Origin of the sequence: Nonomuraea montanisoli (assembly GCF_013363975.1) — a bacterium.
Classification (GTDB): domain Bacteria; phylum Actinomycetota; class Actinomycetes; order Streptosporangiales; family Streptosporangiaceae; genus Nonomuraea; species Nonomuraea montanisoli.
This window is the reverse complement of record NZ_JABWGN010000004.1, coordinates 298516-319822: the sequence shown is the minus strand read 5'-3', so window position 1 is coordinate 319822 and position 21307 is coordinate 298516. Positions and strand designations below refer to the sequence as shown.

At 75.0% G+C, this 21307-nt stretch carries 22 protein-coding genes; 9 read left to right on the top strand and 13 right to left on the bottom strand.

Going from position 1 to position 21307, the window contains the following annotated elements; genetic code table 11:
• Positions 1-280: 280 nt before the first annotated feature.
• The gene (locus tag HTZ77_RS11245; RefSeq protein ID WP_175589449.1) at positions 281-1036 is read left to right on the top strand and encodes a nucleotidyltransferase domain-containing protein; all 756 of its coding nucleotides are present in this window, start codon (positions 281-283) and stop codon (positions 1034-1036) included.
• A 39-nt stretch (positions 1037-1075) separates the two neighbouring features.
• Here the strand turns inward: HTZ77_RS11245 and HTZ77_RS11240 are convergent, their stop codons facing one another.
• On the bottom strand, positions 1076-1519 hold the full coding sequence (locus HTZ77_RS11240; protein ID WP_175589448.1) for an amino acid-binding protein: 444 nt from the start codon (positions 1517-1519) through the stop codon (positions 1076-1078).
• A gap of 38 nt (positions 1520-1557) precedes the next feature.
• A complete protein-coding gene (locus HTZ77_RS11235) occupies positions 1558-2571 on the bottom strand; it encodes a helix-turn-helix transcriptional regulator (protein WP_175589447.1) in 1014 nt (337 codons plus the stop codon).
• Positions 2572-2688: 117 nt separating this feature from the next.
• On the opposite strand from HTZ77_RS11235, the gene HTZ77_RS11230 reads away from it, so the two are divergent.
• Positions 2689-3114, top strand: a complete 426-nt coding sequence (locus tag HTZ77_RS11230) for a VOC family protein (protein WP_175589446.1) — start codon at positions 2689-2691, stop codon at positions 3112-3114.
• Between the two features lie 84 nt (positions 3115-3198).
• On the top strand, positions 3199-4872 hold the full coding sequence (locus HTZ77_RS11225; protein ID WP_175589445.1) for a serine hydrolase: 1674 nt from the start codon (positions 3199-3201) through the stop codon (positions 4870-4872).
• Positions 4873-4875: 3 nt separating this feature from the next.
• Here HTZ77_RS11225 and HTZ77_RS11220 read toward each other — a convergent pair whose 3' ends face one another.
• The 3 genes from HTZ77_RS11220 to HTZ77_RS11210 all read right to left on the bottom strand — a co-directional run bounded on the left by HTZ77_RS11220 (position 4876) and on the right by HTZ77_RS11210 (position 7328).
• A complete protein-coding gene (locus HTZ77_RS11220; RefSeq protein ID WP_175589444.1) occupies positions 4876-5427 on the bottom strand; it encodes a signal peptidase I in 552 nt (183 codons plus the stop codon).
• A gap of 25 nt (positions 5428-5452) precedes the next feature.
• Entirely contained in the window at positions 5453-5995 is a 543-nt protein-coding gene (locus HTZ77_RS11215; protein WP_175589443.1) for a hypothetical protein, read from the bottom strand.
• A 145-nt stretch (positions 5996-6140) separates the two neighbouring features.
• Positions 6141-7328 carry an RCC1 domain-containing protein gene (locus HTZ77_RS11210; protein WP_175589442.1) on the bottom strand — a complete coding sequence of 396 codons (1188 nt, stop codon included), beginning with the start codon at positions 7326-7328 and terminating at the stop codon, positions 6141-6143.
• A 235-nt stretch (positions 7329-7563) separates the two neighbouring features.
• Here HTZ77_RS11210 and HTZ77_RS11205 point away from each other — a divergent pair, with 235 nt between their 5' ends.
• Complete coding sequence (locus tag HTZ77_RS11205; protein ID WP_175589441.1) at positions 7564-8355, top strand: carbon-nitrogen hydrolase family protein; 792 nt, start codon at positions 7564-7566, stop codon at positions 8353-8355.
• Positions 8356-8650: 295 nt separating this feature from the next.
• Positions 8651-9496: a universal stress protein gene (locus HTZ77_RS11200; RefSeq protein ID WP_175589440.1), complete on the top strand. Its 846-nt coding sequence runs from the start codon at positions 8651-8653 to the stop codon at positions 9494-9496.
• Positions 9497-9531: 35 nt separating this feature from the next.
• Here HTZ77_RS11200 and HTZ77_RS11195 read toward each other — a convergent pair whose 3' ends face one another.
• The 3 genes from HTZ77_RS11195 to HTZ77_RS11185 all read right to left on the bottom strand — a co-directional run bounded on the left by HTZ77_RS11195 (position 9532) and on the right by HTZ77_RS11185 (position 11944).
• A complete protein-coding gene (locus HTZ77_RS11195; RefSeq protein WP_175589439.1) occupies positions 9532-10347 on the bottom strand; it encodes an ABC transporter permease in 816 nt (271 codons plus the stop codon).
• Entirely contained in the window at positions 10304-11143 is an 840-nt protein-coding gene (locus HTZ77_RS11190) for an ABC transporter ATP-binding protein (RefSeq protein ID WP_175589438.1), read from the bottom strand. The genes HTZ77_RS11195 and HTZ77_RS11190 overlap by 44 nt, the downstream gene beginning before the upstream one ends.
• 126 nt (positions 11144-11269) lie before the next feature.
• Complete coding sequence (locus tag HTZ77_RS11185) at positions 11270-11944, bottom strand: response regulator transcription factor (RefSeq protein WP_175589437.1); 675 nt, start codon at positions 11942-11944, stop codon at positions 11270-11272.
• 128 nt (positions 11945-12072) lie between these two features.
• Here HTZ77_RS11185 and HTZ77_RS11180 point away from each other — a divergent pair, with 128 nt between their 5' ends.
• The 3 genes from HTZ77_RS11180 to HTZ77_RS11170 all read left to right on the top strand — a co-directional run bounded on the left by HTZ77_RS11180 (position 12073) and on the right by HTZ77_RS11170 (position 14326).
• A complete protein-coding gene (locus HTZ77_RS11180) occupies positions 12073-13452 on the top strand; it encodes a sensor histidine kinase (RefSeq protein WP_175589436.1) in 1380 nt (459 codons plus the stop codon).
• 102 nt (positions 13453-13554) lie between these two features.
• A complete protein-coding gene (locus tag HTZ77_RS11175; RefSeq protein WP_175589435.1) occupies positions 13555-13938 on the top strand; it encodes an STAS domain-containing protein in 384 nt (127 codons plus the stop codon).
• A 52-nt stretch (positions 13939-13990) separates the two neighbouring features.
• Entirely contained in the window at positions 13991-14326 is a 336-nt protein-coding gene (locus HTZ77_RS11170) for a hypothetical protein (RefSeq protein ID WP_175589434.1), read from the top strand.
• A 54-nt stretch (positions 14327-14380) separates the two neighbouring features.
• Here HTZ77_RS11170 and HTZ77_RS11165 read toward each other — a convergent pair whose 3' ends face one another.
• Both HTZ77_RS11165 and HTZ77_RS11160 read right to left on the bottom strand, forming a co-directional pair.
• The gene (locus HTZ77_RS11165) at positions 14381-15517 is read right to left on the bottom strand and encodes a carboxylate-amine ligase (RefSeq protein ID WP_328808528.1); all 1137 of its coding nucleotides are present in this window, start codon (positions 15515-15517) and stop codon (positions 14381-14383) included.
• Between the two features lie 101 nt (positions 15518-15618).
• Positions 15619-15963, bottom strand: a complete 345-nt coding sequence (locus HTZ77_RS11160; protein WP_175589433.1) for an STAS domain-containing protein — start codon at positions 15961-15963, stop codon at positions 15619-15621.
• Between the two features lie 467 nt (positions 15964-16430).
• Between HTZ77_RS11160 and HTZ77_RS11155 the strand changes: the two genes are divergently transcribed.
• Positions 16431-17273: a nitroreductase/quinone reductase family protein gene (locus tag HTZ77_RS11155; RefSeq protein ID WP_175589432.1), complete on the top strand. Its 843-nt coding sequence runs from the start codon at positions 16431-16433 to the stop codon at positions 17271-17273.
• A 24-nt stretch (positions 17274-17297) separates the two neighbouring features.
• On the opposite strand, the gene HTZ77_RS11150 is transcribed toward HTZ77_RS11155, so the two are convergent.
• Genes HTZ77_RS11150 through HTZ77_RS11140 form a run of 3 tightly spaced genes read right to left on the bottom strand, consistent with a single transcriptional unit; the run spans position 17298 to position 21243 of the window.
• Positions 17298-18431, bottom strand: coding sequence for a substrate-binding domain-containing protein (locus tag HTZ77_RS11150; RefSeq protein ID WP_175589431.1), 1134 nt, complete (start codon positions 18429-18431; stop codon positions 17298-17300).
• Positions 18428-19600 (bottom strand): ABC transporter permease, encoded by a 1173-nt coding sequence (locus HTZ77_RS11145; RefSeq protein ID WP_175589430.1) that lies wholly within the window; start codon positions 19598-19600, stop codon positions 18428-18430. Before HTZ77_RS11145 ends, HTZ77_RS11150 begins: the two co-directional genes overlap by 4 nt.
• Positions 19600-21243 carry a sugar ABC transporter ATP-binding protein gene (locus tag HTZ77_RS11140; RefSeq protein WP_205302490.1) on the bottom strand — a complete coding sequence of 548 codons (1644 nt, stop codon included), beginning with the start codon at positions 21241-21243 and terminating at the stop codon, positions 19600-19602. The genes HTZ77_RS11145 and HTZ77_RS11140 overlap by 1 nt, the downstream gene beginning before the upstream one ends.
• Positions 21244-21307: the final 64 nt, after the last annotated feature.

The window sequence follows — 21307 nt, the reverse complement described above, 5'->3', positions numbered from 1 at the left end:
CACTGGCATGTGATAGATCACGGTGTCCAGTGTTAAAAGCTGCGAACCAGCTACCCGCCGGCAGGGCTCGGAGCTGCTGGAAGTGCCTGATGAGGGGAGATCGCGGAGCCGCCGCCTGTTATTTCTCACAGAGCGTTTGATATATCCCGCGCCCGCGGTTCGGACGGTATGATCGACGCCATGAAGTGATGGCCTGTCGCATCGAATCCCCGTGACGCTGTCCGAGTTCTCCTCCAGCGTTCGATCCGTGTGCCCGCCTCCTTCACGTGATGGGAGCGTCGTGACTGACGACGTGTTTCTCGACCCTGTAGCCGACCGGCTCGCCGCCCTTCCCGCCGTGCGGGCCGTCACCCTCGGCGGCTCGCGCGCCGAGGGCACCCACACTCCCGACAGCGACTGGGACCTCGCGATCTACTACCGGGGCCGCTTCGACCCGGACACGCTGCGCGCCACCGGCTGGCACGGCGAGATCTCCGAGATCGGTGGCTGGGGCGGAGGGGTCTTCAACGGCGGAGCGTGGTTCACGATCGACGACCGGCGCGTCGACGTCCACTACCGCGACCTCGACGTCGTCGAGCACGAGCTCGCCGAGGCCCGGCGGGGCCGCTTCCGCTGGGAGCCGTTGATGTTCCACCTCGCGGGCGTCCCCAGCTACCTGGTGGTCGCCGAGCTGGCCGTCAACCAGGTGCTGCGCGGTTCCCTGCCCCGCCCCGACTACCCGCCGGCGCTGCGGGAGGCCGCCCCGCCGGTGTGGCGCGGGCGCGCGGACATGACCCTCCAGTACGCCAGAGCCGCCTACGTCCGGCGCGGCCAGGTCGCGGAGGTCGCCGGGGCGCTGGCCACCGCCGCCATGAACATGGCGCACGCGGTGCTGGCGGCGCGCGGCGAGTGGGTCACCAACGAGAAGCGGCTCCTGCGGCGTGCCGGCCTGCGCGACCTCGACGCGATCGTCGCCGGGCTGCGACCGGAGCCCTCCGCCCTGGCCCAGGCGATCACCGAGGCCGAGCGGCTCTTCGAGGCCGCCTCCCGGCGATGACCCGCAGGCCAGGGGGTGCCCGGGGCGTCGTCGTGCGCGTCAGGCGGGCTGGTCCCAGATGCTGCGGGCGCCCGCCACCTCGTCCAGGCGCGAGGCCGACGGGCCCTCCAGCGCCGCCGTCGCGTTCTCGAAGTCCTCGGTCGCGATGACCACCTTCACGCCGCCGAAGGCCGTGTACGCCAGGTCGATGTTCACGTTCGCGTCCGCGAGCTGGCGGGTCAGCTCGCCCAGCGTGCCCGGCCGGTCCTCGATGTTGATCACCAGTACCGGCCGCTCGTCGGCGATCCCCATGCCGCCGTCCTCCAGCGCGCGCCGGCAGCGCGCGGCGTCGCCGTCCGCGACCAGGACGTGGATCACGCCCTTGCCGTCGCCCGTGAAGGCGGCCAGGCCCGCGATGTTCACGCCGGCCTCGCCGGTGAGCTCCCCCAGGCGGGCCAGCTCTCCGGGCCGGTCGTTCAGGATCACGGTGAGGTTGGTCGGCATGACCCCTTCATTTTCGCATTCAGTCACATATCGGACATTCAGTGGGGTGCCTTCTCGGCCTCCTCCGCGTTCTCCGTCGGCTCGACCTGGGCCGCCGCGGCGGCGTAGCGGGCGGACAGCTCGCGCAGATGCGCGCGCAGCGCCGGCGGATCCAGGACGGTGAACGGCACGCCGAGGCTCCCGAGGAAGCCGGCCAGGTCGTGCAGCGACTCGCTGCCCGTCTCCAGCAGGCACCCGGCCTCCCCGTCGCCGGGGTCCAGGGGGGTCAGCAGGCCGGCCGCCGGCGGGATCCGGTCGGCCACCGCCTCCGCGGGCGCGTGCAGCCGCACCCGGGCCGCATGGCGGTAGGCCGTCGAGGCTGCGCCCCGCATGACGTGGGCGGCCGCGTCGCCGCCCGGCGGCGTGCGCGGGGTGAAGCGCGGCCCGTTGGGGGTGCGCGGCCTTACGCGGTCGGCGCGGAACGTCCGCCAGTCGTCCCGGTCGCCGTCCCAGGCCAGCAGGTACCAGCGCCGCCCGGTGTAGACGAGGCGATGCGGCTCGACGACGCGGACCGACGCGGTGCCGTCGTGGCCCGCGTAGTCGAAACGCAGCCGCTCGTGGTCGCGGATGGCGGCGGCGATCGTGGTGAGCGTCCCGGCGTCCACGGTCGGCCCCCGCCCGGCCACGGACACGGTCGCCGCGCGCATCGCCTCGATGCGGTGCCGCAGCCGCGACGGCAGCATCCGCTGCACCTTGGTCAGCGCCCGCAGCGACGTCTCCTCGATCCCCGTGACCGAGCCGGACGCGGCGGCGTGCAGGCTGACCGCGACCGCCACGGCCTCCTCGTCGTCCAGCAGCAGCGGCGGCATGGCGGTGCCCGCGCCGAGCCGGTAGCCGCCCGCGGTGCCGGTGACCGAGTGGATCTCGTAGCCGAGGATCCGCAGCCGCTCCACGTCGTTGCGCACGGTCCGCGTCGTCACGTCCAGCCGCTCCGCCAGCTCCGCCCCGGCCCAGCCGGGCCGCGCCTGAAGCAGTGACAGCAGGCGCAGCAGCCGCACAGAAGTTTCCAGCATTCCTTGAGTGTGGCAGCCCTTGAGGAACCGGAGGTTCCTCAAGGGCTCCTACTGTTACTTCCATACCGCGACACACCGGGCAGGACGGTCCTGCCGGGCAACCGAGGGAGCGTTCGCATGCTGCGTGGATTCGCCACCGTCAACCTGTTCGCCGACGACCTAGCCGCCGCCCGCGACTGGTACACCGAGCTGCTCGGCGTCCAGCCGTACTTCGAGGTGCCCGGACCGGACGGCCGACCGGCGTACGTCGAGTTCCGGGTGGGGGACTACCAGCACGAGCTGGGCATCGTGCGCGGCGCGTTCGGTCCCCACGGCCCGGGCGCCGGGGCCGCGGGGCCCTCCGGCGTGGTCCTGTACTGGGCGGTCGACGACGTGGCGGCCACGCTGGAGCGGCTGTTCGAGCTCGGCGCCAAGGAGCACCAGGGCGTCGTGGACCGCGGGGGCAACGGGTTCGTGACGGCGTCCGTGGTGGACCCGTTCGGGAACGTCCTCGGGATCATGACCAACCCGCACTACATGGAGGTCCTCGGGGCGCGCGGCTGAGGCGGCGGGCAGGGGGACGGGGTGACACGCCGCCGGGGGCGGCCCCTCTCCGCCGGCCGCCGGGGAGGGGCTTAACCTGCGGTCATGAGGCGGGGGAGCGCGACGTCGCTGGTGGGCGCCGTGACGGCGGCGGCGCTGCTGTGCGGGTGCGGCACGGGTGCCGCGCCCCCGGGCACGACGACCTCCCCTCGGGGCACGCTGTCGGCCTTCCCTCGGGCCACGCCGTCGGCCATCCCCCGGGCCACGCTGTCGGCGGCGCCGCCCGCGCAGCCGCCGCCCGCCCTCGGCCCGGCCGCCGTGGACGCCGCCGTGGATCGGCTCGACGGGATCGCGCGCGACGTGATGAGCCGGACGGGAGTGCCCGGCATGGCCGTCACCGTCGTGTACCGGGACCGGGTGGTCCACCTCAAGGGGTACGGGGTGCGCCGCGCCGGGAGCCCCGGGGCCGTCGGCCCGGACACGGTCTTCCAGCTCGCGTCCGTCTCCAAGCCGCTGGCCACCACCGTGGTCGCGCGGGCGGTCGGGCAGCACGCCGGCGGGCCGCGCGCCGTCGGCTGGGACGACCCGGTCGTCCGGCACGACCCCGGGTTCGCGCTCAAGGACCCCTGGGTGACCCGGCACGTGACGCTGGCCGACCTGTTCTCCCACCGCAGCGGCCTGCCCGACCACGCGGGCGACCTGATGGAGGACCTCGGTCACGACCGCCGCTACATCCTGGAGCACCTGCGCGACGAGCCCCTCGGCCCGTTCCGCGTCCAGTACGCCTACACCAACTTCGGCTTCACCGAGGCGGCGCTCGCCGTGGCGAGGACCCGCGGGCTCTCCTGGGAGGAGCTGTCGCGGACGCTGCTGTACGAGCCGCTGGGCATGCGCTCCACCAGCTCCTCCTTCGCCGCCTACGCCCGGGCGCCCGACCGCGCCGCCCTCCACGTACGGGTGGGCGGGCGCTGGGAGGCCCGCCACGTCCGCGACCCGCAGGCCCAGTCGCCGGCGGGAGGCGCCAGCTCCACGGCCCGCGACCTCGGCTCCTGGCTGCGCCTCCAGCTCGCGGGCGGCGTGTACGCGGGCAGGCGGCTCATCGAGCGGTCCGCGCTCGACCGGACGTACCTGCCGCACATCCTGTCCGCCCCGCCCTCGGCCCCGTACGGCCGGCCCGGCTTCTACGGCCTCGGCTGGAACGTGACCTACGACGACCTCGGCCGGCTCCAGCTCGGCCACTCCGGCGCGTTCCGGCTCGGCGCGGCGACGAACGTGACGATGCTTCCGTCGGAAGGGCTCGGCATCGTGGTGCTCACCAACGGCGAGCCGGTCGGCGCCGCCGAGGCCGTGGCCCTGACGTTCCTGGACGTCGCCCGCCACGGCCGCCCGACCGTGGACTGGCTGCGGCTGACCGGCGCGGCGTTCGCCCGGATGGAGCGCGACGAGCGGCCGGCGACCGACTACGGCAGGCCGCCCGCGCACGCCGCGCCCGCCCGGCCGGCGCGCGCCTACACGGGCGTGTACGCCAACGCCCACTACGGCCCGCTCACCGTCGCCGAGGAGGGCGGCGGGCTCGTCATGCGGCTCGGGCCGAAGCCCCTCCGGCTGCCGCTGCGCCACTACGCCGGCGACACCTTCTCCTACCGCACCCCTGGGGAGAACTCCGTGGGCCTGGAGGGCGTCCGCTTCACCGTGGGCGCGGACGGCCGGGCCGCGAAGGTCACCGTGGCCGGCCTCGACCACACCGGCCTCGGCACGTTCACCCGCGGCGCCTCCTGACGCTCAGGAGGCGTGGGAGCCGAAGGCGCGCCAGGGAACGGCCAGGGCCGCCGCTGCCAGGAAGGCCAGGGCGGTGAGGACGAGGTGGTGGCGCTCGCCACGCAGCCACCACACCTCCGGCATGCCGATCCAGGGAACGCGCAGCCGGCCGTGCCCGAGGATGTCGCGGGGATGGACGGGCGCCGCGTCGGGGCGGGCGTTGGCGTCCCCGGCGGTGATGACCTGCCCGTCCTCGCGCACCTCGTGGACGCGGTGGGACAGCAGCCGTTCGGGATGATCCGGATGGCGGAACAGGACCACGGTCCCGGGGCGGACGGCGTGGGCCGGCCGTTCCTGGAACAGCACGACGTCGCCGGGCACGATCCGCGGGGCCATCGAGCCGGTGACGACGACGGAGCTGCGCCAGCCGGGCAGCAGGGCGGGGGCCTGCGACCAGATCAGCAGCCCGGAGAGGGTCGCCATGACCGTCCGCGCGGCGAGCATCGCGGCCGTGCGCGGCCCCCGGAGCCACGAGCCGCGCGGGCCCAGGCGGGCCCGCGGGCGTGTGCGCGGCATGACGTCCGGGTTCATGCGCCGGCGGTCAGCTCTGCGCTTCCCAGATGAACGCCACGTTCGGCGTGGAGCCGGCCTGCGCGACGGGCGGGGCGTCGGCGTGGAACTGCCACGAGATCCGGAAGCTGAGCTTGTCCGGCGGCGTGCCGTCCAGCGCCCACGGCCCGAGCCCGTTGGCGTAGGTGGTGCGGGTGGTGGTCAGGTTCTGCAGGGTGCCGGTGAACTCCGTGCCGCCGCTGGGGGTGAAGCCGGCGCAGCTCGCGAACGTGCCGCCGGTGCCGTCCTCCACCGTGATGTCGATGTACGGCCTGATGTCGTCCACCGGGAGGGCGGTGACGTCGGTGTAGAACTTGACGTCGACCGGGACGCTGGAGGCCGAGGTGATCTCGATGCAGCGGCTGCCCGACTGGCCGGGCACCATCTGCGTCACATGGAACATCGGCGTGCCGCCGCTGTCGTTGGTCAGGTTGACCGTGCCCGCCGACCAGCTGTTGTTGGCGTTGCTGGTGACACCGACGAACGCGGCGTTCGAGGCCTGCCAGACCAGGACCCCGCTCAGCAGGAGCCCCACGGGTATCGCCAAAAATTGCGACATTCCGCCTATAGAGATTTTCCTGGCCATGCCGGGGCCTTTCTTAAGGTGAAGCGTGGTGTTGTCGTAGGCCGATCTTCCCTTGGGTGATCAACGCCGAATCCGGCATGCGGGTAAAAGTGGATTAAGCACTGGCCAGGGTCGTGGAAGAATCCGGTCCGGCCGCCACCGAGGTCGCGGTGACGCCGGGTACCTGGACCGGGCCGAGCCGGTCGGCGGTGTCGCCGAGGCCGAGCTGTCCCGAGCCGTTGGCGCCCCAGCACCACACCGCGCCGCCGCCGCGCCGGCCGCAGGTGTGGGCCAGGCCCGTGGTCATCGACAGCCACGCTGTGGACGTGCCGACCCGGAGGGGGCTGAGCCGGTCGGCGGTGTCGCCGAGGCCGAGCTGCCCGGATCCGTTGGCGCCCCAGCACCACAGCGTGCCGGTGCGCCACCGGCCGCAGGTGTGCGACCGTCCGCCGGACACCTCCGCCCAGGAGTTGTCCGTGCCGGCCTGCACCGGCACGGTGCGGCCGGCGGTGTCGCCGACGCCGAGCTGTCCGGAGGCGTTCGCGCCCCAGCAGAAGAGCGTGTTGTCGGTCCGCACGCTGCAACTGTGCGCCGTCCCGGCGGTCACCGCCGTCCACTGGCCGCTCACCTGGACGGGGGCGAGCCGGTTGACGGTGTCGCCGACGCCGAGCTGTCCCGAGCCGTTCGCGCCCCAGCACCAGGCGGTGTTGTCGAGCCGGCGGCCGCACGTGTGCGATCCGCCGGCGGAGACCATGGTCCACTTCGTGGCCGTCCCGACCTGGACCGGCGCGGTGCGGTTGACGGTGTCGCCGAGGCCGAGCTGGCCGGAGGAGTTGTCGCCCCAGCACCACGCGGTGCCGTCCGACCGCAGCGCGCAGGCGTGCTTGTCTCCCGCGGAGACGGCGGTCCAGGTGGTGTTGCTCCCGACCTGGACGGGTGTGGTGCGGTTGACGGTGTCGCCGAGGCCGAGCTGGCCGGAGGAGTTGTCGCCCCAGCACCACAGTGTGCCGTCGGCGCGCGCCGCGCAGCTGAACCGCCCCCCGGAGGCCGCGGCCGACCAGGTGGTGGCGTTGCCGGCCCGGACGGGGGACCATGCGCCGTAGGCGTTGCCGACGCCGAGCTGACCGTCGCGGTTGCGGCCCCACGCCAGCAGGTTGCCGGTGGGGAACGTGGTGACGGCGGCCCACGTGCCGGCCGTCGACGTACGGTCGGAGAAGTCCGCGAACGCCGCATCCGCCCGGATGACGGCCGTCAGAAACAGGCAGCCGGACATGCTCGCGCGCCACCAGTGACCGCGGACCATGGGTGAGCACTCCGCATCGTGAGAAGGACCCGGCAATTGCGTGATCATGGTAGCGGTTCGTCATTTCGGAGACGGGACAGAAAACCCCGCACCCGGGAATGCGGCGTGTCATCCGTTTCTCTCGTGAATTGCGGAAATATCGCGCTCTCGGGGGAGGCGCGGTGCCGTTCGAGGGACCTGTCTACGATGGGCTCTGCCTCGGGGACGTCCGCGAGGCCCGTTCCGAGGAGGTCGCGTGCCGGAGACGTTGACGATCGCGGTCGCCCAGCCCCTGTCGGTCCCGTACGACGTCGCGGCCAACGCCGTCGCGCACGCCCGCGCCGTGCGGTCCGCGGCGGCACGGGTCGTCGTGTTCCCCGAGCTGTCGCTGACCGGGTACGAGCTGGACGCCGGGACCGTCGCCCCCGGCGACGCGCGGCTGGAGCCGCTGGTGGCCGCGTGCGCCGAGACGGGGGCCGTGGCGCTGGCCGGCGCGCCCGTGGACGGCGACGACGGGCCGCACATCGCGATGCTGGCCGTCGGCGGGAGCGGCGTCACCGTCGCCTACCGCAAGATGTACCTCGGCGCCGAGGAGGCCCTCCGGTTCGCGCCCGGCGCGCGGCCGCGCGTGCTGGAGGTGGACGGCTGGCGGCTCGGCCTCGCCGTCTGCAAGGACACCGGCGTCCCCGAGCACGCCGCGGCGACGGCCGGCCTCGGGATCGACGCGTACGTGGCCGGCACGGTGAAGCACGCCCACGAGGCGGAGCTCCAGGCCGAGCGCGCCCGGCGCATCGCCGCGGGGCACGGGGTCTGGGTGGCGGTGGCCAGCTTCGCCGGGCCGACGGGGGGCGGCTTCGCCGAGACGGCGGGCCGCTCCGGGGTCTGGGCGCCCGGCGGCGACCCGGTGGACCAGACCGGCCCGGAGACCGGCGCGCTCCTCACGACGACGCTCACCGCGAAGCCTACGGCGCAGCTCACGGCGAAGCCCGCCACGACGCCCGCGGCCAAGCCCTCCTCCACGAACCCCTCCTCCACGACCCCCTCCTGACCGAACACCCCTCAGCGGACGGCTCTCCTGACCAGGCGGCCGTCGTGACCCGGCGGCCCTCCTGACCGGCGGCCCTCCTGGCCGAACGGCCGTCGCGACCGGGAGGCCTTCCTGAACGGGCGGCCGTCGCGACCGGGCGGCCTTCCTGGCCGGACCGTCACCCTGACCGAAGGGTCCTCCTGACCGGACGATCGTCCTGGCCGGATGACCGTTGGGCCCTGTGGTGCGGGACCTCCGGCCCTGCCGGACCGCCGCCCCGCCGCGGTGCGATGGAAGGGACGAAGGAGGGACGATCATGATCGTTGTGGGTGTCGACGGTTCGATGGCGGCCCGGGCCGCGGTGGAGTGGGCGGCCAACGACGCGCTCCGCGCGCACGTGCCCCTGCGCATCGTGCACGCCGTGGACCGCTCGCCGTACCAGATCGACCGGTTCGGGCCCGCCGACCGGCCCGACGCGCTGACCCGGGAGGGGCGGCGGGCCCTGGACGAGGCGCTGGCGCTGGCCCGCGAGCGGCAGCCCGGCGTGGAGGTCGGCACCGCCCTGGTCGAAGGGGCGCCGGCCGTCGTGCTGCGCGAGGAGGCGGCCCGCGCCGACGAGCTCGTCGTCGGCAGCCGCGGTCTCGGCGGCCTGACCGGGGCGCTGCTCGGCTCCGTCAGCGCGCAGCTCGCCGGCAAGGTCGCCTGCCCCGTCGTGGCCGTGCGCGGTGAGCGGCATCCCGTGCGCGGCGAGGTCGCGGTCGGCGTCGACGGCTCGCCCGAGTGCGAGTCCGCCCTGGAGTACGCGTTCGCGCAGGCCCGGCTCCGGGGCGCCACCCTGCGCGTCGTCCACGCCTGGCAGCTTCCGGTCCACGCGTTCGCGCCGGAGATCTCGTACGAGATGGACCAGGTCCGCACCGCCCAGCACGAGGCCGTCGTCGGCAGGCTGGCGGCGTTCGAGCGGCGCTACCCCGAGGTAGTAGTCGTCGAGGAAACCCCGTGCGGTCAGCCGGTGGACGCGCTGACCGCCGCGTCGGCCGGCGCCGACCTGCTGGTCGTCGGCTCGCACGGGCGGGGCGCGGTCGGCGCGGCGCTGCTCGGCTCCGTCAGCCGGGGCGTCCTGCACCACGCGCACTGCGCCGTCGCCGTCGTCCGCCACGCCTGAACGGCCGCCCGCCCGTACGAGGCCGGTACGGGCGGTCACCGGGTGAGGCGGGGCAGCAGGGCCGCGGCGACCGTCACCCCCACGGCCAGCGCCACCAGCAGCACCATCACGTCCAGCGCCAGGTGGGCGGGCGTGCCCAGCAGGAGGCCGCGCAGCGCGTCCACCTCGTACCCGAGGGGGTTCACCCGGTTGACGGCCTGCAGCCAGGCCGGCATCAGCGCCACCGGGTAGAGCGCGTTCGAGGCGAAGAACAGCGGCATCGTCAGCGCCTGCCCGATGCCCATGACCCGCTCCCGGCTCAGCACCAGCCCCGCGATCACGATGGACAGGCACGAGAAGAACCCCGCGCCCAGCACCAGGACGACCAACGTGGCGCCGATGCGCAGCGGGTTCGCGGTGAGGGAGACGCCCAGCACGGCCGACAAAGCCAGGATGACGACGCCCTGGATCACCGCCCGCACCCCCGCCGCGAACGCCTTGCCCGTCACCAGCGCCACCCGGGGCGCCGGCGTGACCAGCAGCTTGGCCAGGACGCCCGCGTCACGCTCCCAGATGATCTGGATGCCGTAGAAGATCGCGATGAACAGCGCCGACTGGGCGAGGATGCCGGGCGCCAGGTAGTCGAGGTACGGCAGGTCGCCCGTCGGTATGGCGTGGATGCGGGTGAACGTCACGCCGAACACCAGCAGCCACAGGGCCGGCTGGATCGCCCGGGTCAGCAGCTCCGTGCGGTCGTGGCGTACCTTCTGCAGCTCGACCAGGCACAACGCCCACACCGGGCCCACGCCGAGGCGCCAGCGGATGCGCTCAGCCGAGCCGGCTCGCCGTGCGGCGGGTGCTTCTGATGTCACGCGCGTCACCTCCCGCGGCGTCGAGGAAGCTCAGGGAGTCGCCGGCGCAGGCGCGGAAGACGTCCTCCAGCGACGCCTCCGGCCCCAGCCCGGCCGTCAGCTCCGCGGGCACGCCGAGCGCCCGGATCCGGCCGAGGCTCATCAGCGCCACCCGGTCGCAGTGCTGCTCGGCCTCGTCCATGTAGTGGGTGGTGACCAGCACGGTCATGCCGGTCTCGGCGCGCAGCGCCCCGATCCGCTCCCACACAACGGCCCGCGCCATCGGGTCCAGGCCGATGGTCGGCTCGTCCAGCACCAGCAGGCGCGGCCGGTTGATCAGGGCCTGGGCCAGCTCCAGGCGGCGCATCATCCCGCCCGAGTACGTGCCCGCCAGCCGGTCGGCCGCCTCCTCCAGCCCCATGGCGGACAGGGACCGCGCGACCCGCTCCTCCCGCTCGGCGCGGGGCACGCCGTACAGGCGGGCGAACAGGGCGACGTTCTGCCGCCCGGTCAGCGCGCCGTCCGCCGAGAGCTGCTGCGGCACGTACCCGACGCACCTGCGCACGGCCATGCGCTCGCGCGCCGCGTCCAGGCCGAACACCCGCACCGACCCCGGCGGGCAGGGCAGCAGCGTGACGATGAGCCGGATGGTGGTGGTCTTGCCTGCGCCGTTCGGCCCGAGCAGCCCGAACACCTCACCGGCCGCCACCCGCAGGTCGATCCCGTCCACGGCGGCCCTGGCCCCGAACGCGTACCGCAGGCCGGAGATCTCCACGGCCGGGGCGGTTCCCCCCTCGGCGGCCGGTTCCTCCGACACCGTCCCCTCTTCCCACGACGGTCGCACCGCGCGCCACCCCTCTCCCGTCGGACGGCCCCACTGTGCGTCGCCGCCGATGAGACGACGATGAGAGCCCCGGCGGGTGCGGGGCCCGGCGGAAGGGCGTCAGCGGTCGGTGGACAGGCGGTATCCGGCGCCGCGCACGGTCTGGATCGTGTCGCGGCCGAACGGGCGGTCCACCTTCTCCCGCAGGTAGCGCACGTACACGTCGACGACGTTCGAGCCGCCGTCGTAGGCGAAGTCCCAGACGTGCTCGATGAGGTACGACCGGCTGAGGATCTCGTCCGGCCGGCGCATCAGCTCGTGCAGCAGCGCGAACTCCTTGGCCGACAGGTGGATCTCTGTCTCGCCGCGCCGGACCGTCCTCGTGCCCGGGTCGAGGCTGAGGTCGCCCGCCCGCAGCACGGCGGGGCGGCGCACCTGGTCGCGGCGGGTCAGGGCGCGTAGCCGCGCGTACAGCTCGGCCAGCGCGAACGGCTTCGTCAGGTAGTCGTCGGCGCCCGCGTCGAGGCCGCGCACCCGGTCGTTGACGGTGTCGCGGGCGGTCAGCATGATGACCGGCGCCCACCGGCCGCGCTCGCGCATCCGCCGGCACACCTCGTACCCGTCGGGCGGGGGGATCATCGCGTCGAGCACCACGGCGTCGTAGTCGTGCTCCATGACGCTCCACAGGGCGTCCTCGCCGCTCGTGGCCACGTCCACGGCGTAGCTCTCCCGCCGCAGGCCGCGCGCCAGCACGTCGGCCATGGCGGCGTCGTCCTCGACGACGAGCACCCTCATGCGGGCCAGCCTAGAACGCACCATTCCTCCAGGCCGGGCCGGGTGGAGGGGGCGGGAGCCCCCGGAGCGCCGGGGCGGGGGCGGCGGCGGGGCGCGTGAGAGGATGGCAGGGATCCGGAGGTGGGGCCGTGCGGCTGGTACCGCGTTCGCTTCGTGTCCGGCTGGTGCTGGTGACCGCGGTCGGCGCCTCCGTCGCGCTCGTGCTCTGCCTGGGCCTGCTGTACACGGTGCTCGACCGGCAGCTTCGGGCCGCGTTCGACGCCGACCTGAGCCGCCGGGCCGGTGACGTGGCCGCCGCCGTGAGCGCGGGCGCGCCGGACGTCGTCCCCCTCGACCCCATGGCCCAGCTCTACGACTCCGGCGGGCGGCCGGTCGCCGCGTCGCCCGTCCTGGACGGCGGGCTGCTCCTGACGCCGGCACGGGTACGCGCCCTGCGGACGCAGCTGTTCACCGCCGCGTCGCTGCCCGGTCGGCGGGGCGGCGCGCCCGAGGAGGTCCGCGTGCTGGCGCGGCGCCTGGCCGACGGGCGGGTCCTGGCCGTGGGGATCCGGGCGGCCCCGCTCCAGCACGCCCGCGACCGGTTGCTCGCGGCCCTCGTGCTGGCCGTGCCGCCGCTCGTCCTGCTCGTCTCGGCCGCGGCCTGGGCCGTCGTACGGGCGGCGCTGCGGCCCGTGGACGCGCTGACCCGCGAGGCGGCGGCCATCTCGTCCCTGGAGAACGGGCGGCGGATGCCGAGCGTGCCCGGGGACGACGAGATCGCCCGGCTCGCCCGCACCCTCGACGGGATGCTCGCCCGGCTGCGGGTCGCGTTCGACCACGAGCGGGCGTTCGTGGACGACGCGAGCCACGAGCTGCGCACGCCCATCGCGGTGCTGCGCGGCGAGATCGAGCTCGCCCTGTCGGCCCTGGCCGACGCCCGCACGGCCGACGACGCCGGCGCGCCGCACGATCGGCTCGGCGAGGTGGACAGGTCGCTGCGCGGGGCGCTGGGGGAGACCGAGCGGCTGTCGCGGCTGGCCGAGAACCTGCTGCTGCTGGCCCGCGCCGGCTCCCTCCCCGCCCGGGCCGCGCCGGTGGACGTGCCCGCCGTGGTGCGCGAGGAGGCGGACACGCTCCGGCCGCTGCTGGGGCTGCGCGTGGAGGTCACGGGCGACCCGCTGGTGGTGCCCGCCGACGCCGACCGGCTCCGCCAGGTGGCCGTCAACCTGATGGCCAACAGCGCCGCGGCCGGGGCCACCACGCTGAGCGTCCGGGTGGACGCGGGGCGGGAGTGGCATGTGGTGGAGTTCGCCGACGACGGGCCGGGCTTCGCGCCCGGGCTGCTGGAGTCGGCGATGGAGCGCTTCACGCGCGGCGACGACGCCCGCACCCGGGGCCGGTCCGGCGCGGGGCTCGGCCTGCCGATCGCCCGCGCCGTGGTCGCCGCCCACGGGGGCACGATGACCGTGCGCAACGGGCTCCCGCTCGGCGGCGCCGTGGTCACCATCCGCCTCCCCGTTCACCCCTGACCCGGGGCTCGCTCTCATCGCCCTCTCATCGTCACGACCTCATGATGAGAGCGCCCCCGACACCTTGGAGCCGATCACGACCTTCGGGAGGACCAAGGACACATGGACGCCCTCAGCCTCCGGCGCCGGCGCCTGCCCGGCGTGATCCTCGTCGCGGTGGGCGGCGAGCTCGACATCCTGACCGCGGGCCGGTTCGGCGCCTTCGCCGGCCGGGTCCGCCGCCCCGGTCAGCACCTGGTCGTCGACCTGACCGCGACCACGTTCCTCTCGTGCCACGGCCTGCGGGCCCTGCTGGAGGTCGGGGACGACGTCCGCCGCGACGGCGGCGTCGCCCGGCTGGCGGCGCTGCCCCCCGGCCCGCTGCGGCTCGTCCGGCTCCCCCACGCCGACGCCCTGGTGCCCGTGCACGCCACGGTCGAGGACGCCCTGTGCGCGGCCGCCGCCCGGCCGCCCGTCCTCACCGACCCCGAACCTCTTGCACAGTAAAGTTTCCTAAAAGATACTCCTGGGAGTCGACCCCCCACTCCCAGGAGCGCCCATGGTCCGTCGTGGCCTGACCCTCGCCACCGCCGCCCTCGCCACCGCCGTCACCGCCGCCCTCGTCACCGCCACGCCGGCCCAGGCGGCCGTCGTGGACGTCACGTTCGGTCCGACGTCCATCGGCGACTACTGCCACGCGCGCGTCAGCTCGTCGTCCTGGATCGGCTTCTACGAGTCCGGAGGGCTGCGCTGCTACGCCGGCGGCATGGGCGGAGCCCTGCAGTACGCGGGCTCCGGCGACTCGTACCTCGCCTGCAAGTACTTGACGACCGACGTCGTCATGAGCGCCTCGCGCGGCGCGTCCGACGCCCTGGTCTGCCGCGTCGTGCGCTGACGGCGGGCCCGTCCCGGCGCGGGCCGGCGGCCGGGGGCCGGCCCGCGAAGGCGGTCAGGCGCCCGCCTTCAGCGCGGCCGTGCCGGCCCGCGTCTCCGCCACGAGGAAGTCCACGACGTCCTCCATCCGCCCCCGCCGGTCGAGGACCCGGCGCTGGCGCTCGGCCGAGCTGCCGCGCGCCAGCGCCTCGCGCGCCAGGCCCGACACGAGGTCCCAGTCGCCCGCCGCCTCCAGGTACGGCCGCAGGCCGTTCACCAGCCGCAGCACCACCTCCCCGGCCGGCGCGGGGGTGCCCTCCTCCGGGTCCACCAGCTCGCCCTCCAGGCCGGAGCGGGCCGCCTGCCAGGCCGCCGCCCGCACCGGTTCGAGCTGGACCTCGCGCTCCGGGTCCCGCCGGGCGCTCTCCAGCTCGCGCGCCACCAGCGCCCGGAACAGCCCCGCGATCAGCACGATGTCGTCCACGCGCGGGCACGCGTCGCAGACCCGCAGCTCGACCGTGGGCACGTGCGCCGACGGCCGCACGTCGAAGTAGATCATCCCGGGGTCGCTGATCACCCCGGACCGCACCAGGTCGTCCACCATGCGTTCGTAGTCGGCGGCGGAGCCGTAGCGGCCCATCGGGCCGGAGGTGGGCCAGCGCTGCCACACCATCGTGCGGTAGCTCGCGTATCCCGTGTCGGAGCCCAGCCAGTACGGCGAGCTGCAGCTCAGCGCGAGCAGCGGCGGCAGCCACGGCGTCACCAGGTGCGACACCAGCACGGCCAGGTCGCGGTCGGCCACCTCGGCGTGCACCTGCGTGCCGCAGATGAGCTGCTCGCGGGTCAGGAGCTGGTAGTCGTCGAGCATCTGCTCGTAGCGGGGGTCGGGGGAGACCTTCATGGTGTCCGCGTCGCCCAGCGGCACGCTGCCCGCCGCGACGACGCCCACACCCAGCTCGTCGGCGACGTCCGTGAGGGTGCCGCGCAGGGCCACGAGGTCGCGCGCCAGGTCCTCGAGGCTCGTGAACGGCTTGCTGTTGGCCTCGACCGCCGATCGTTGCAGTTCCTGGGTGAACCGCTCCTTCGGCAGCCTTTCCAGCAGGGCGCCCGATCGGGAGACCAGGTGCCGTGTGCCGGAGTCGACGATGTGGAACTCCTCCTCGACTCCGACGGCGATCGCAGGCGTGGAAATCGCAGGCGTAGAACTCGTCACTGGGGCCACTCCCGGGGAAGGTCGGCATGTCGTTGCGCCGATCACCTCCCCGAAATGGCGGCCTTCGCACCTCCTCCGGCGCGCCCGGCGCCCTCCGGCCGTCAGGCCGGCGCGAGCGGGCCGCGGCCCCGGGCGCACTCCACGAGGTGGTCGTCCAGTCCGGCGGCCGTGAGCAGCCGCTCGGCCGAGGGGGACAGGTGGGCCAGGCTGAGGGTCCCGCCCCTGCGCTGCAACGATCGTTTGACCGCCAGCAGGACGCGCAGCCCGGAGCAGTCGATGAACGACACCTGGCTGAGATCGAGTTCGAGCGCGGACACGGAGGGACCCTCGATCATGGTGTCGAGGCTGGTCTTCAGAAGCTCGGCGGTGGCGAGATCGATCTCTCCCCGCAGGTGCGCGACGGCGCGCCTTGGCTCGGTTTCCACGGTGACGTTCAGCGACTCCATCGCATCCTCCAGATGGATCGGCCAACGCAGACTCCACAAAAGCCGCGTTGCATCGCAACGCCACCATATTGGCCTCCCAGGTGTCGCCCTCGGATCCGTAAAATCCTGGCCTCCGTTGGCCGACACTCCGCCCGAAAGCCCTGCTGGGCCGGTGAATCGGACGTACCGGCCCTGCGCGGACGGCGCCGCTGACCCCTGTTCGCGAGGTTTGCGGCGAGATGCGGAGGAGGTTAGGGTGCCGGATGTGACTGCCGGGTCGGCCATGGGCCACGAGCGAGTCGGGCGCCCGGCCAGGGCGTGACCGGCGGGCGGGCGAGAGCCCCGCCCCTTCCCTCCGCACCGCGCGATCCACCGGCGAGCACCGCCGGGCGCGGACCCGTGGCCCCACCTCCCGCACGCCTCCGGGCGGCCTCCGTCATGCCGCCGCCCGGCTCGCGGGAGCACGATTCCGGAGAAGAAAGCAGAGCATGCCCAACGATTTCAACCAGCAGGTCATCGAGGAGTTCCGGGCGAACGGCGGCCGTGTCGGAGGCCCGTTCGAGGGAGGTCGGCTGCTGCTCCTGACCACCACCGGCGCCCGGACCGGCGCCGCGCACACGACGCCGCTCGCCTACCTGCCCGACGGCGACCGGGTCCTCGTCATCGCCTCGGCCGGCGGCTCGCCGCGCCACCCGCACTGGTACCTCAACCTCGTGGCCGACCCCGAGGTGACGGTCGAGAACGGCGTCTTCACCTTCCAGGCGCGGGCCGTCGTCCTGGAGGGCGCCGAACGCGACGCGGCGTTCGCGCGGGCCGTCGAGACCGACCCCGGCTGGGCCGCCTACGCGTCCAGGTCGGGCCGCGTCCTGCCGGTGGTGGCCCTGGAACAGGTGCCGGGCGTCATGCCCACGCACACCGCCTCGTCGTTCGGCCAGATGCTCAAGGCGGTCCACGACGCGTTCCGGCACGAGCTGGGGCTGATCCGCCAGGAGATCGCCACCTCCGGGCCGGGGCTCGGCACGCAGCTCCGGGTCAACTGCCTGAGCGTCTGCGGCAACCTGCACCACCATCACGTGATGGAGGACTCGGGGATGTTCCCGTCGCTGGCCGGGCGGCGTCCCGAGCTGGCGCCGGTCATCGAGCGGCTCGGCGAGGAGCACCGGCGGATCGCCGGGCTCGTCGCCCGGCTGCGGGAGGTCGTCTCGGCCGAGGGGGCCGAGCCCGCCGCGGTGCTGGCCGAGGTGGACCGGCTGGTGGAGGAGCTGGAGGCGCACCTGACGTACGAGGAGGAGCAGCTCATCCCCGTCCTGGACGGCGCCGCCACCGCCTGACCGGCCCCTCCCGCCGCCGACGGGTCAGGGCCGCCAGATCCGCTCGTAGGCGGCGCGGTAGCCGGGCGGGTCCCACGACGAGGCGCCGTCCACGTTGTCCGTCGTCGTCAGGTGGACCGGCGGCACGTACCCGCTCGGCGGCGCGCCGGCGAACGCCCGGTTCAGCTCGTCCACGATCTGGTAGCCCTGCGCGTTCAGCGGCTCGGGGACCGTCGCCGCCTGGTACTGGCGGGTGCGGACCCGCTCGAACGCCGACGGGTCGCCGTCGCCCGCGCCGACCGCGTACGGCGGCCCGCCGCCCGGGAGCTCGGCGGCCCGCAGCGCGGGCGCGGCGTCGGCGAAGTAGAGGTCGTTGATGGCGGCCGAGTACGTCCACCGCCCGCCGAAGCGCGACAGCAGCGAGGACGCCTCCTGCGGGGTGCGGGTGCCCGCGTCGGGCAGCGGGATGTTCTCGTACGAGAGCAGCGTCACGCCGGAGCAGCCGAGCAGCGTCCGCTGGATCAGCCGGGCCTTGTGCTCGGCGAACGGGATCGAGGAGTCGGTGAACAGCACGACCCCCGCCGCGCCGCCCGACCTCGCGATGATCCAGTACGCGGCGATCCGGGCGACGTCCTCGACCCGGGTGGTGACGTTGGCGAACAGTCTCGGGTTCGCGCTCGGCCCGGGCGCCCGGGTGGCGTGCCAGCCGACCAGCGTGATGCCCGCCCGGTTCGCCTCGCGCACCTGCTGGGCCACGGAGCCGGGGTCGAACCCGCCGATCACGATCCCGGACGGGCGCAGCGCGACGGCCTGCCCGAAGGCCGCGCGCACGCCCGCCGGAGTGCCCTGCCCGTCGATCACCCGGACGTTCCAGCCGATCCCGCGGGCCGCCGCGGCGACGGCGGAGGCCGTGCCGGCGACGCCGGGGTTGGTCATGGTGGCGGCGACGTACACGATGCTTCTGCCGGGCACCGCCCGGGGGCCGGTCCTCGGCCCGTCCCACGGGGTGACGCGCTGCGCCCGGCCGACGGCCCGCCGCGCGTCCGCCAGCACGGCCGGGCACGGCCGCGGCGCCCGGCCGGACGCGGGGTCCGGGTCCGAGCCGGGCGCGCAGCCGCAGGTCAGCGCGGCGGCGAGCGCCAGCGCCGCCGCGGCGCCGGAGAGTCGGGCGAGGCTCATGGCTCTTCCCGGGACTCCGGTTCGGGACGCTCGCTCGCCGCCGCCTCCCGCGCCGTCCCCGGCGGCGCGTCCGGAGACGAGGAAGCCGAGGAGGCGGGGGAGGCCGCGGAGGCGGAGGCCGCCGAGGCGGCGGAGGCGGCGGTCGGCGGAGGGGCCGTCGTCCCGGGCGCCGGGGGACGGGCGCGCAGCCGCCGCCGGGCCGAGTAGCCGACCAGGCCGACGGCCGCCAGCAGCGTCAGCCCGTTGAACAGCGGCGTCACCCAGAAGTCCGCGCCGAGCTGGCCGAGCCCCGACAGGCCGACCGCGAGGACGCCCACCGCGATCACCGTGCCGAGCGGGTTCGGCCGGCCGGGCCTGATCACGGACGAGCCGAGCAGGGCGGCGGTGAACGCGGGCAGCAGGTAGTCCAGGCCGACGCTCGGGTTGCCGATCTGGTTCTGGGCGGCCAGCAGGACGCCCGCGAAGCCCGTGACCAGCCCCGAGGCGGTGAACGCGGCGCACACGTAGCGGCGGGTGGGGATGCCGACCAGCTCGGCGGCGCGCGGGTTGGAGCCGATGACGTACAGGTGGCGGCCGAGGGGGAGCCGTTCGAGCGCCACCCACAGCACGGCCGTCAGCGCCGCGACGTACAGCGCGGGCGCCGGCAGGCCCAGCACCGTCGCGTCGGTCAGGCTGGAGAAGGCGGCCGGCAGCCCCTCGGGCCCCGGTACGACCCTGGCGCCCCCGGTCACCCACCCCGTGATCGCGTACAGCACGCTGCCGGTGCCGAGGGTGGCGATGAACGAGTCGATCCGGGCGAACTCCACGAGCAGCCCGTTGACCACCCCCGCCAGCGCCCCGCCCACCAGGACACCGAGGCAGGCCGGCGGCCACGGCCAGCCGCCGGTCACGATCAGCTCCAGCGTCACGACGTGCCACAGGCCGAGCCCGTACCCGATGGACAGGTCGAACTTCCCCGTGACGATCGGGACCATCGCCCCCAGCGCCAGGATCGCGATGACCGCGTTCGTGGACAGGACCAGCCGCAGGTTGGCGGCCGTCGGGAAGGTCGCGGGCAGCGCCAGCGAGAAGACCACGAACAGCAGGACCGCCAGCGCCAGCAGCCCGTAGGCGCCGACGAGACGGCCCGGCGCCGAGCGGCGCGGGCGGACGCGGCCCCCGGCGGCCATCAGCGGCCCGCCCCCGTGACGGCGCGGGTGACGCCGGTGACGGTCAGGGCGTCCCCGGCCAGCTCGGCGGTCACCGAGCCGTCCGCGAGGACGAGCGCCCGGTCGCAGACGTGCGCGATCTCCTCGGCGTCGGCCGAGACCAGCACGAGCGCCAGGCCGTCGCGGAGGGCGGCGTCGAGGAGCCGGTAGATCTCCGGGCGGGCGGCGACGTCCACCCCCGCCGTCGGCTCCTCCAGGACCAGCACCCGCCGCCCGGTCCACAGCCAGCGCCCGACCAGCGCCTTCTGCTGGTTGCCGCCCGACAGGGCCGTGAACGGCAGCTCGGTGCCGGGCGGGCGCACCCCGAGGCGCGCCAGCAGCGCCGCGGCCCGCTCCCGCTCCCGGCGCGGCCCCAGCCAGGCCGGCGGCGAGCAGCCGTGCAGCCGGGGGTTGGCCAGCACGTTCTCCCGGACGCTGAGGTCGGGCGCGGCGCCCTCCTCCATCCGGTCGCCCGCGACGATCCCGACCCCCGCCGCGACCGCCTCCGGTGCCGAGCGCGGCCGGAAGGGCCGCCCGTCGAGCAGCACCCGGCCGCCCGCCACGGGCCGCACGCCGGCCAGCGCCCGCCCCACGTCGACGTGCCCGGCGCCGGCGAGCCCCGTCAGGCCGATCGCCTCCCCGGCCCGCAGGTCGAAGCCCACCGGCCCGGCCAGCTCGGTGAGCAAGGCGCGCACGCTCAGCACGACCTCACCCGCCTCGCGCCGGGCGCGCCGATGGACGGCCGGCTCGCCGCCGACGATCGCGCGCACCAGCTCATCACCCCCGCCGCCGCCGTCTTCCCGCCCGCTACCGTCACTCGCGCCGCCGCTACCGTCACTCGCGCCGCCGTCACGAGCATCGCTGCGGCCATGCCCGCCGCCGTCGTCACTCTGGCTGCCGCCGTCGTCGAGGGGGCCGTGCCGGACGACGCGGCCGTCGCGCAGCACGGCGACGCTGTCGGCCAGCTCGCGCACCTCGCCCAGCCGGTGGCTCACGTACACGATGCCGCGCCCGCGCCCGCGCAACTCCCGCAGCACCGCGAACAGCCGCTCCCGGTCGGCCGTGCCCAGGCTCGCGGTCGGCTCGTCCAGCACGATCACCTCGGTGTCGCGGGCCAGCGCCCGGGCCACGGCGACCAGCGACCGCTCGGCCCGGGTGAGGTCGCCGGCCCGCTCGCCGGGGTCGATCCGGGCGCCGACCGCGTCGAGCGCCTCCGCGCAGCGCCGGCGCGCCGCCCGCCACGAGATCAGGCCGCCGCGCCGCGGGTAGCCGGCGCCGAGCGCGACGTTCTCGGCGACGCTCATCCACTCGACCAGCGCCGGGTCCTGGTGGACGAACGACATCCGGCCGGCCGCCTCCCGCCCGCCGAGCGGGTGCCCCGCGACCGTCACCTGCCCGGCGTCGGCGCGGTGGACGCCCGCAAGGATCCTGATCAGGGTGGACTTGCCCGCGCCGTTCCGCCCCACCAGCGCCAGGACGCTACCGGGGGCCAGGTCGAGGTCGACGCCGTCGAGGGCCGGAGTGCCGCCGAACCGCTTGCGCACCCCGCGGACACACACCAGCGGCTCCGGCCCGGACCTGCCGGGACGGCCCCTGCCGAGATCGTGGCTGGCGTGGTCGTGCACTGGCCCCTCCGCGGGGCTCGATCGCCCGGCGGGCGAGCACGATGCGGCGGCCACGCGGCGCAGG

What these genes read in the sequence shown, in the direction of transcription:
- HTZ77_RS11170 (WP_175589434.1), top strand. Translation starts at nt 13,991, where the DNA reads ATGGTCCGTCGTGGCCTGACCCTCGCCACCGCCGCCCTCGCCACCGCC.
- HTZ77_RS11210 (WP_175589442.1), bottom strand. Translation starts at nt 7,328, where the DNA reads ATGGTCCGCGGTCACTGGTGGCGCGCGAGCATGTCCGGCTGCCTGTTT.
- HTZ77_RS11235 (WP_175589447.1), bottom strand. Translation starts at nt 2,571, where the DNA reads ATGCTGGAAACTTCTGTGCGGCTGCTGCGCCTGCTGTCACTGCTTCAG.
- HTZ77_RS11230 (WP_175589446.1), top strand. Translation starts at nt 2,689, where the DNA reads ATGCTGCGTGGATTCGCCACCGTCAACCTGTTCGCCGACGACCTAGCC.
- HTZ77_RS11220 (WP_175589444.1), bottom strand. Translation starts at nt 5,427, where the DNA reads ATGCCGCGCACACGCCCGCGGGCCCGCCTGGGCCCGCGCGGCTCGTGG.
- HTZ77_RS11150 (WP_175589431.1), bottom strand. Translation starts at nt 18,431, where the DNA reads ATGAGCCTCGCCCGACTCTCCGGCGCCGCGGCGGCGCTGGCGCTCGCC.
- HTZ77_RS11175 (WP_175589435.1), top strand. Translation starts at nt 13,555, where the DNA reads ATGGACGCCCTCAGCCTCCGGCGCCGGCGCCTGCCCGGCGTGATCCTC.
- HTZ77_RS11225 (WP_175589445.1), top strand. Translation starts at nt 3,199, where the DNA reads ATGAGGCGGGGGAGCGCGACGTCGCTGGTGGGCGCCGTGACGGCGGCG.
- HTZ77_RS11145 (WP_175589430.1), bottom strand. Translation starts at nt 19,600, where the DNA reads ATGGCCGCCGGGGGCCGCGTCCGCCCGCGCCGCTCGGCGCCGGGCCGT.
- HTZ77_RS11155 (WP_175589432.1), top strand. Translation starts at nt 16,431, where the DNA reads ATGCCCAACGATTTCAACCAGCAGGTCATCGAGGAGTTCCGGGCGAAC.
- HTZ77_RS11240 (WP_175589448.1), bottom strand. Translation starts at nt 1,519, where the DNA reads ATGCCGACCAACCTCACCGTGATCCTGAACGACCGGCCCGGAGAGCTG.
- HTZ77_RS11185 (WP_175589437.1), bottom strand. Translation starts at nt 11,944, where the DNA reads ATGAGGGTGCTCGTCGTCGAGGACGACGCCGCCATGGCCGACGTGCTG.
- HTZ77_RS11160 (WP_175589433.1), bottom strand. Translation starts at nt 15,963, where the DNA reads ATGGAGTCGCTGAACGTCACCGTGGAAACCGAGCCAAGGCGCGCCGTC.
- HTZ77_RS11200 (WP_175589440.1), top strand. Translation starts at nt 8,651, where the DNA reads ATGATCGTTGTGGGTGTCGACGGTTCGATGGCGGCCCGGGCCGCGGTG.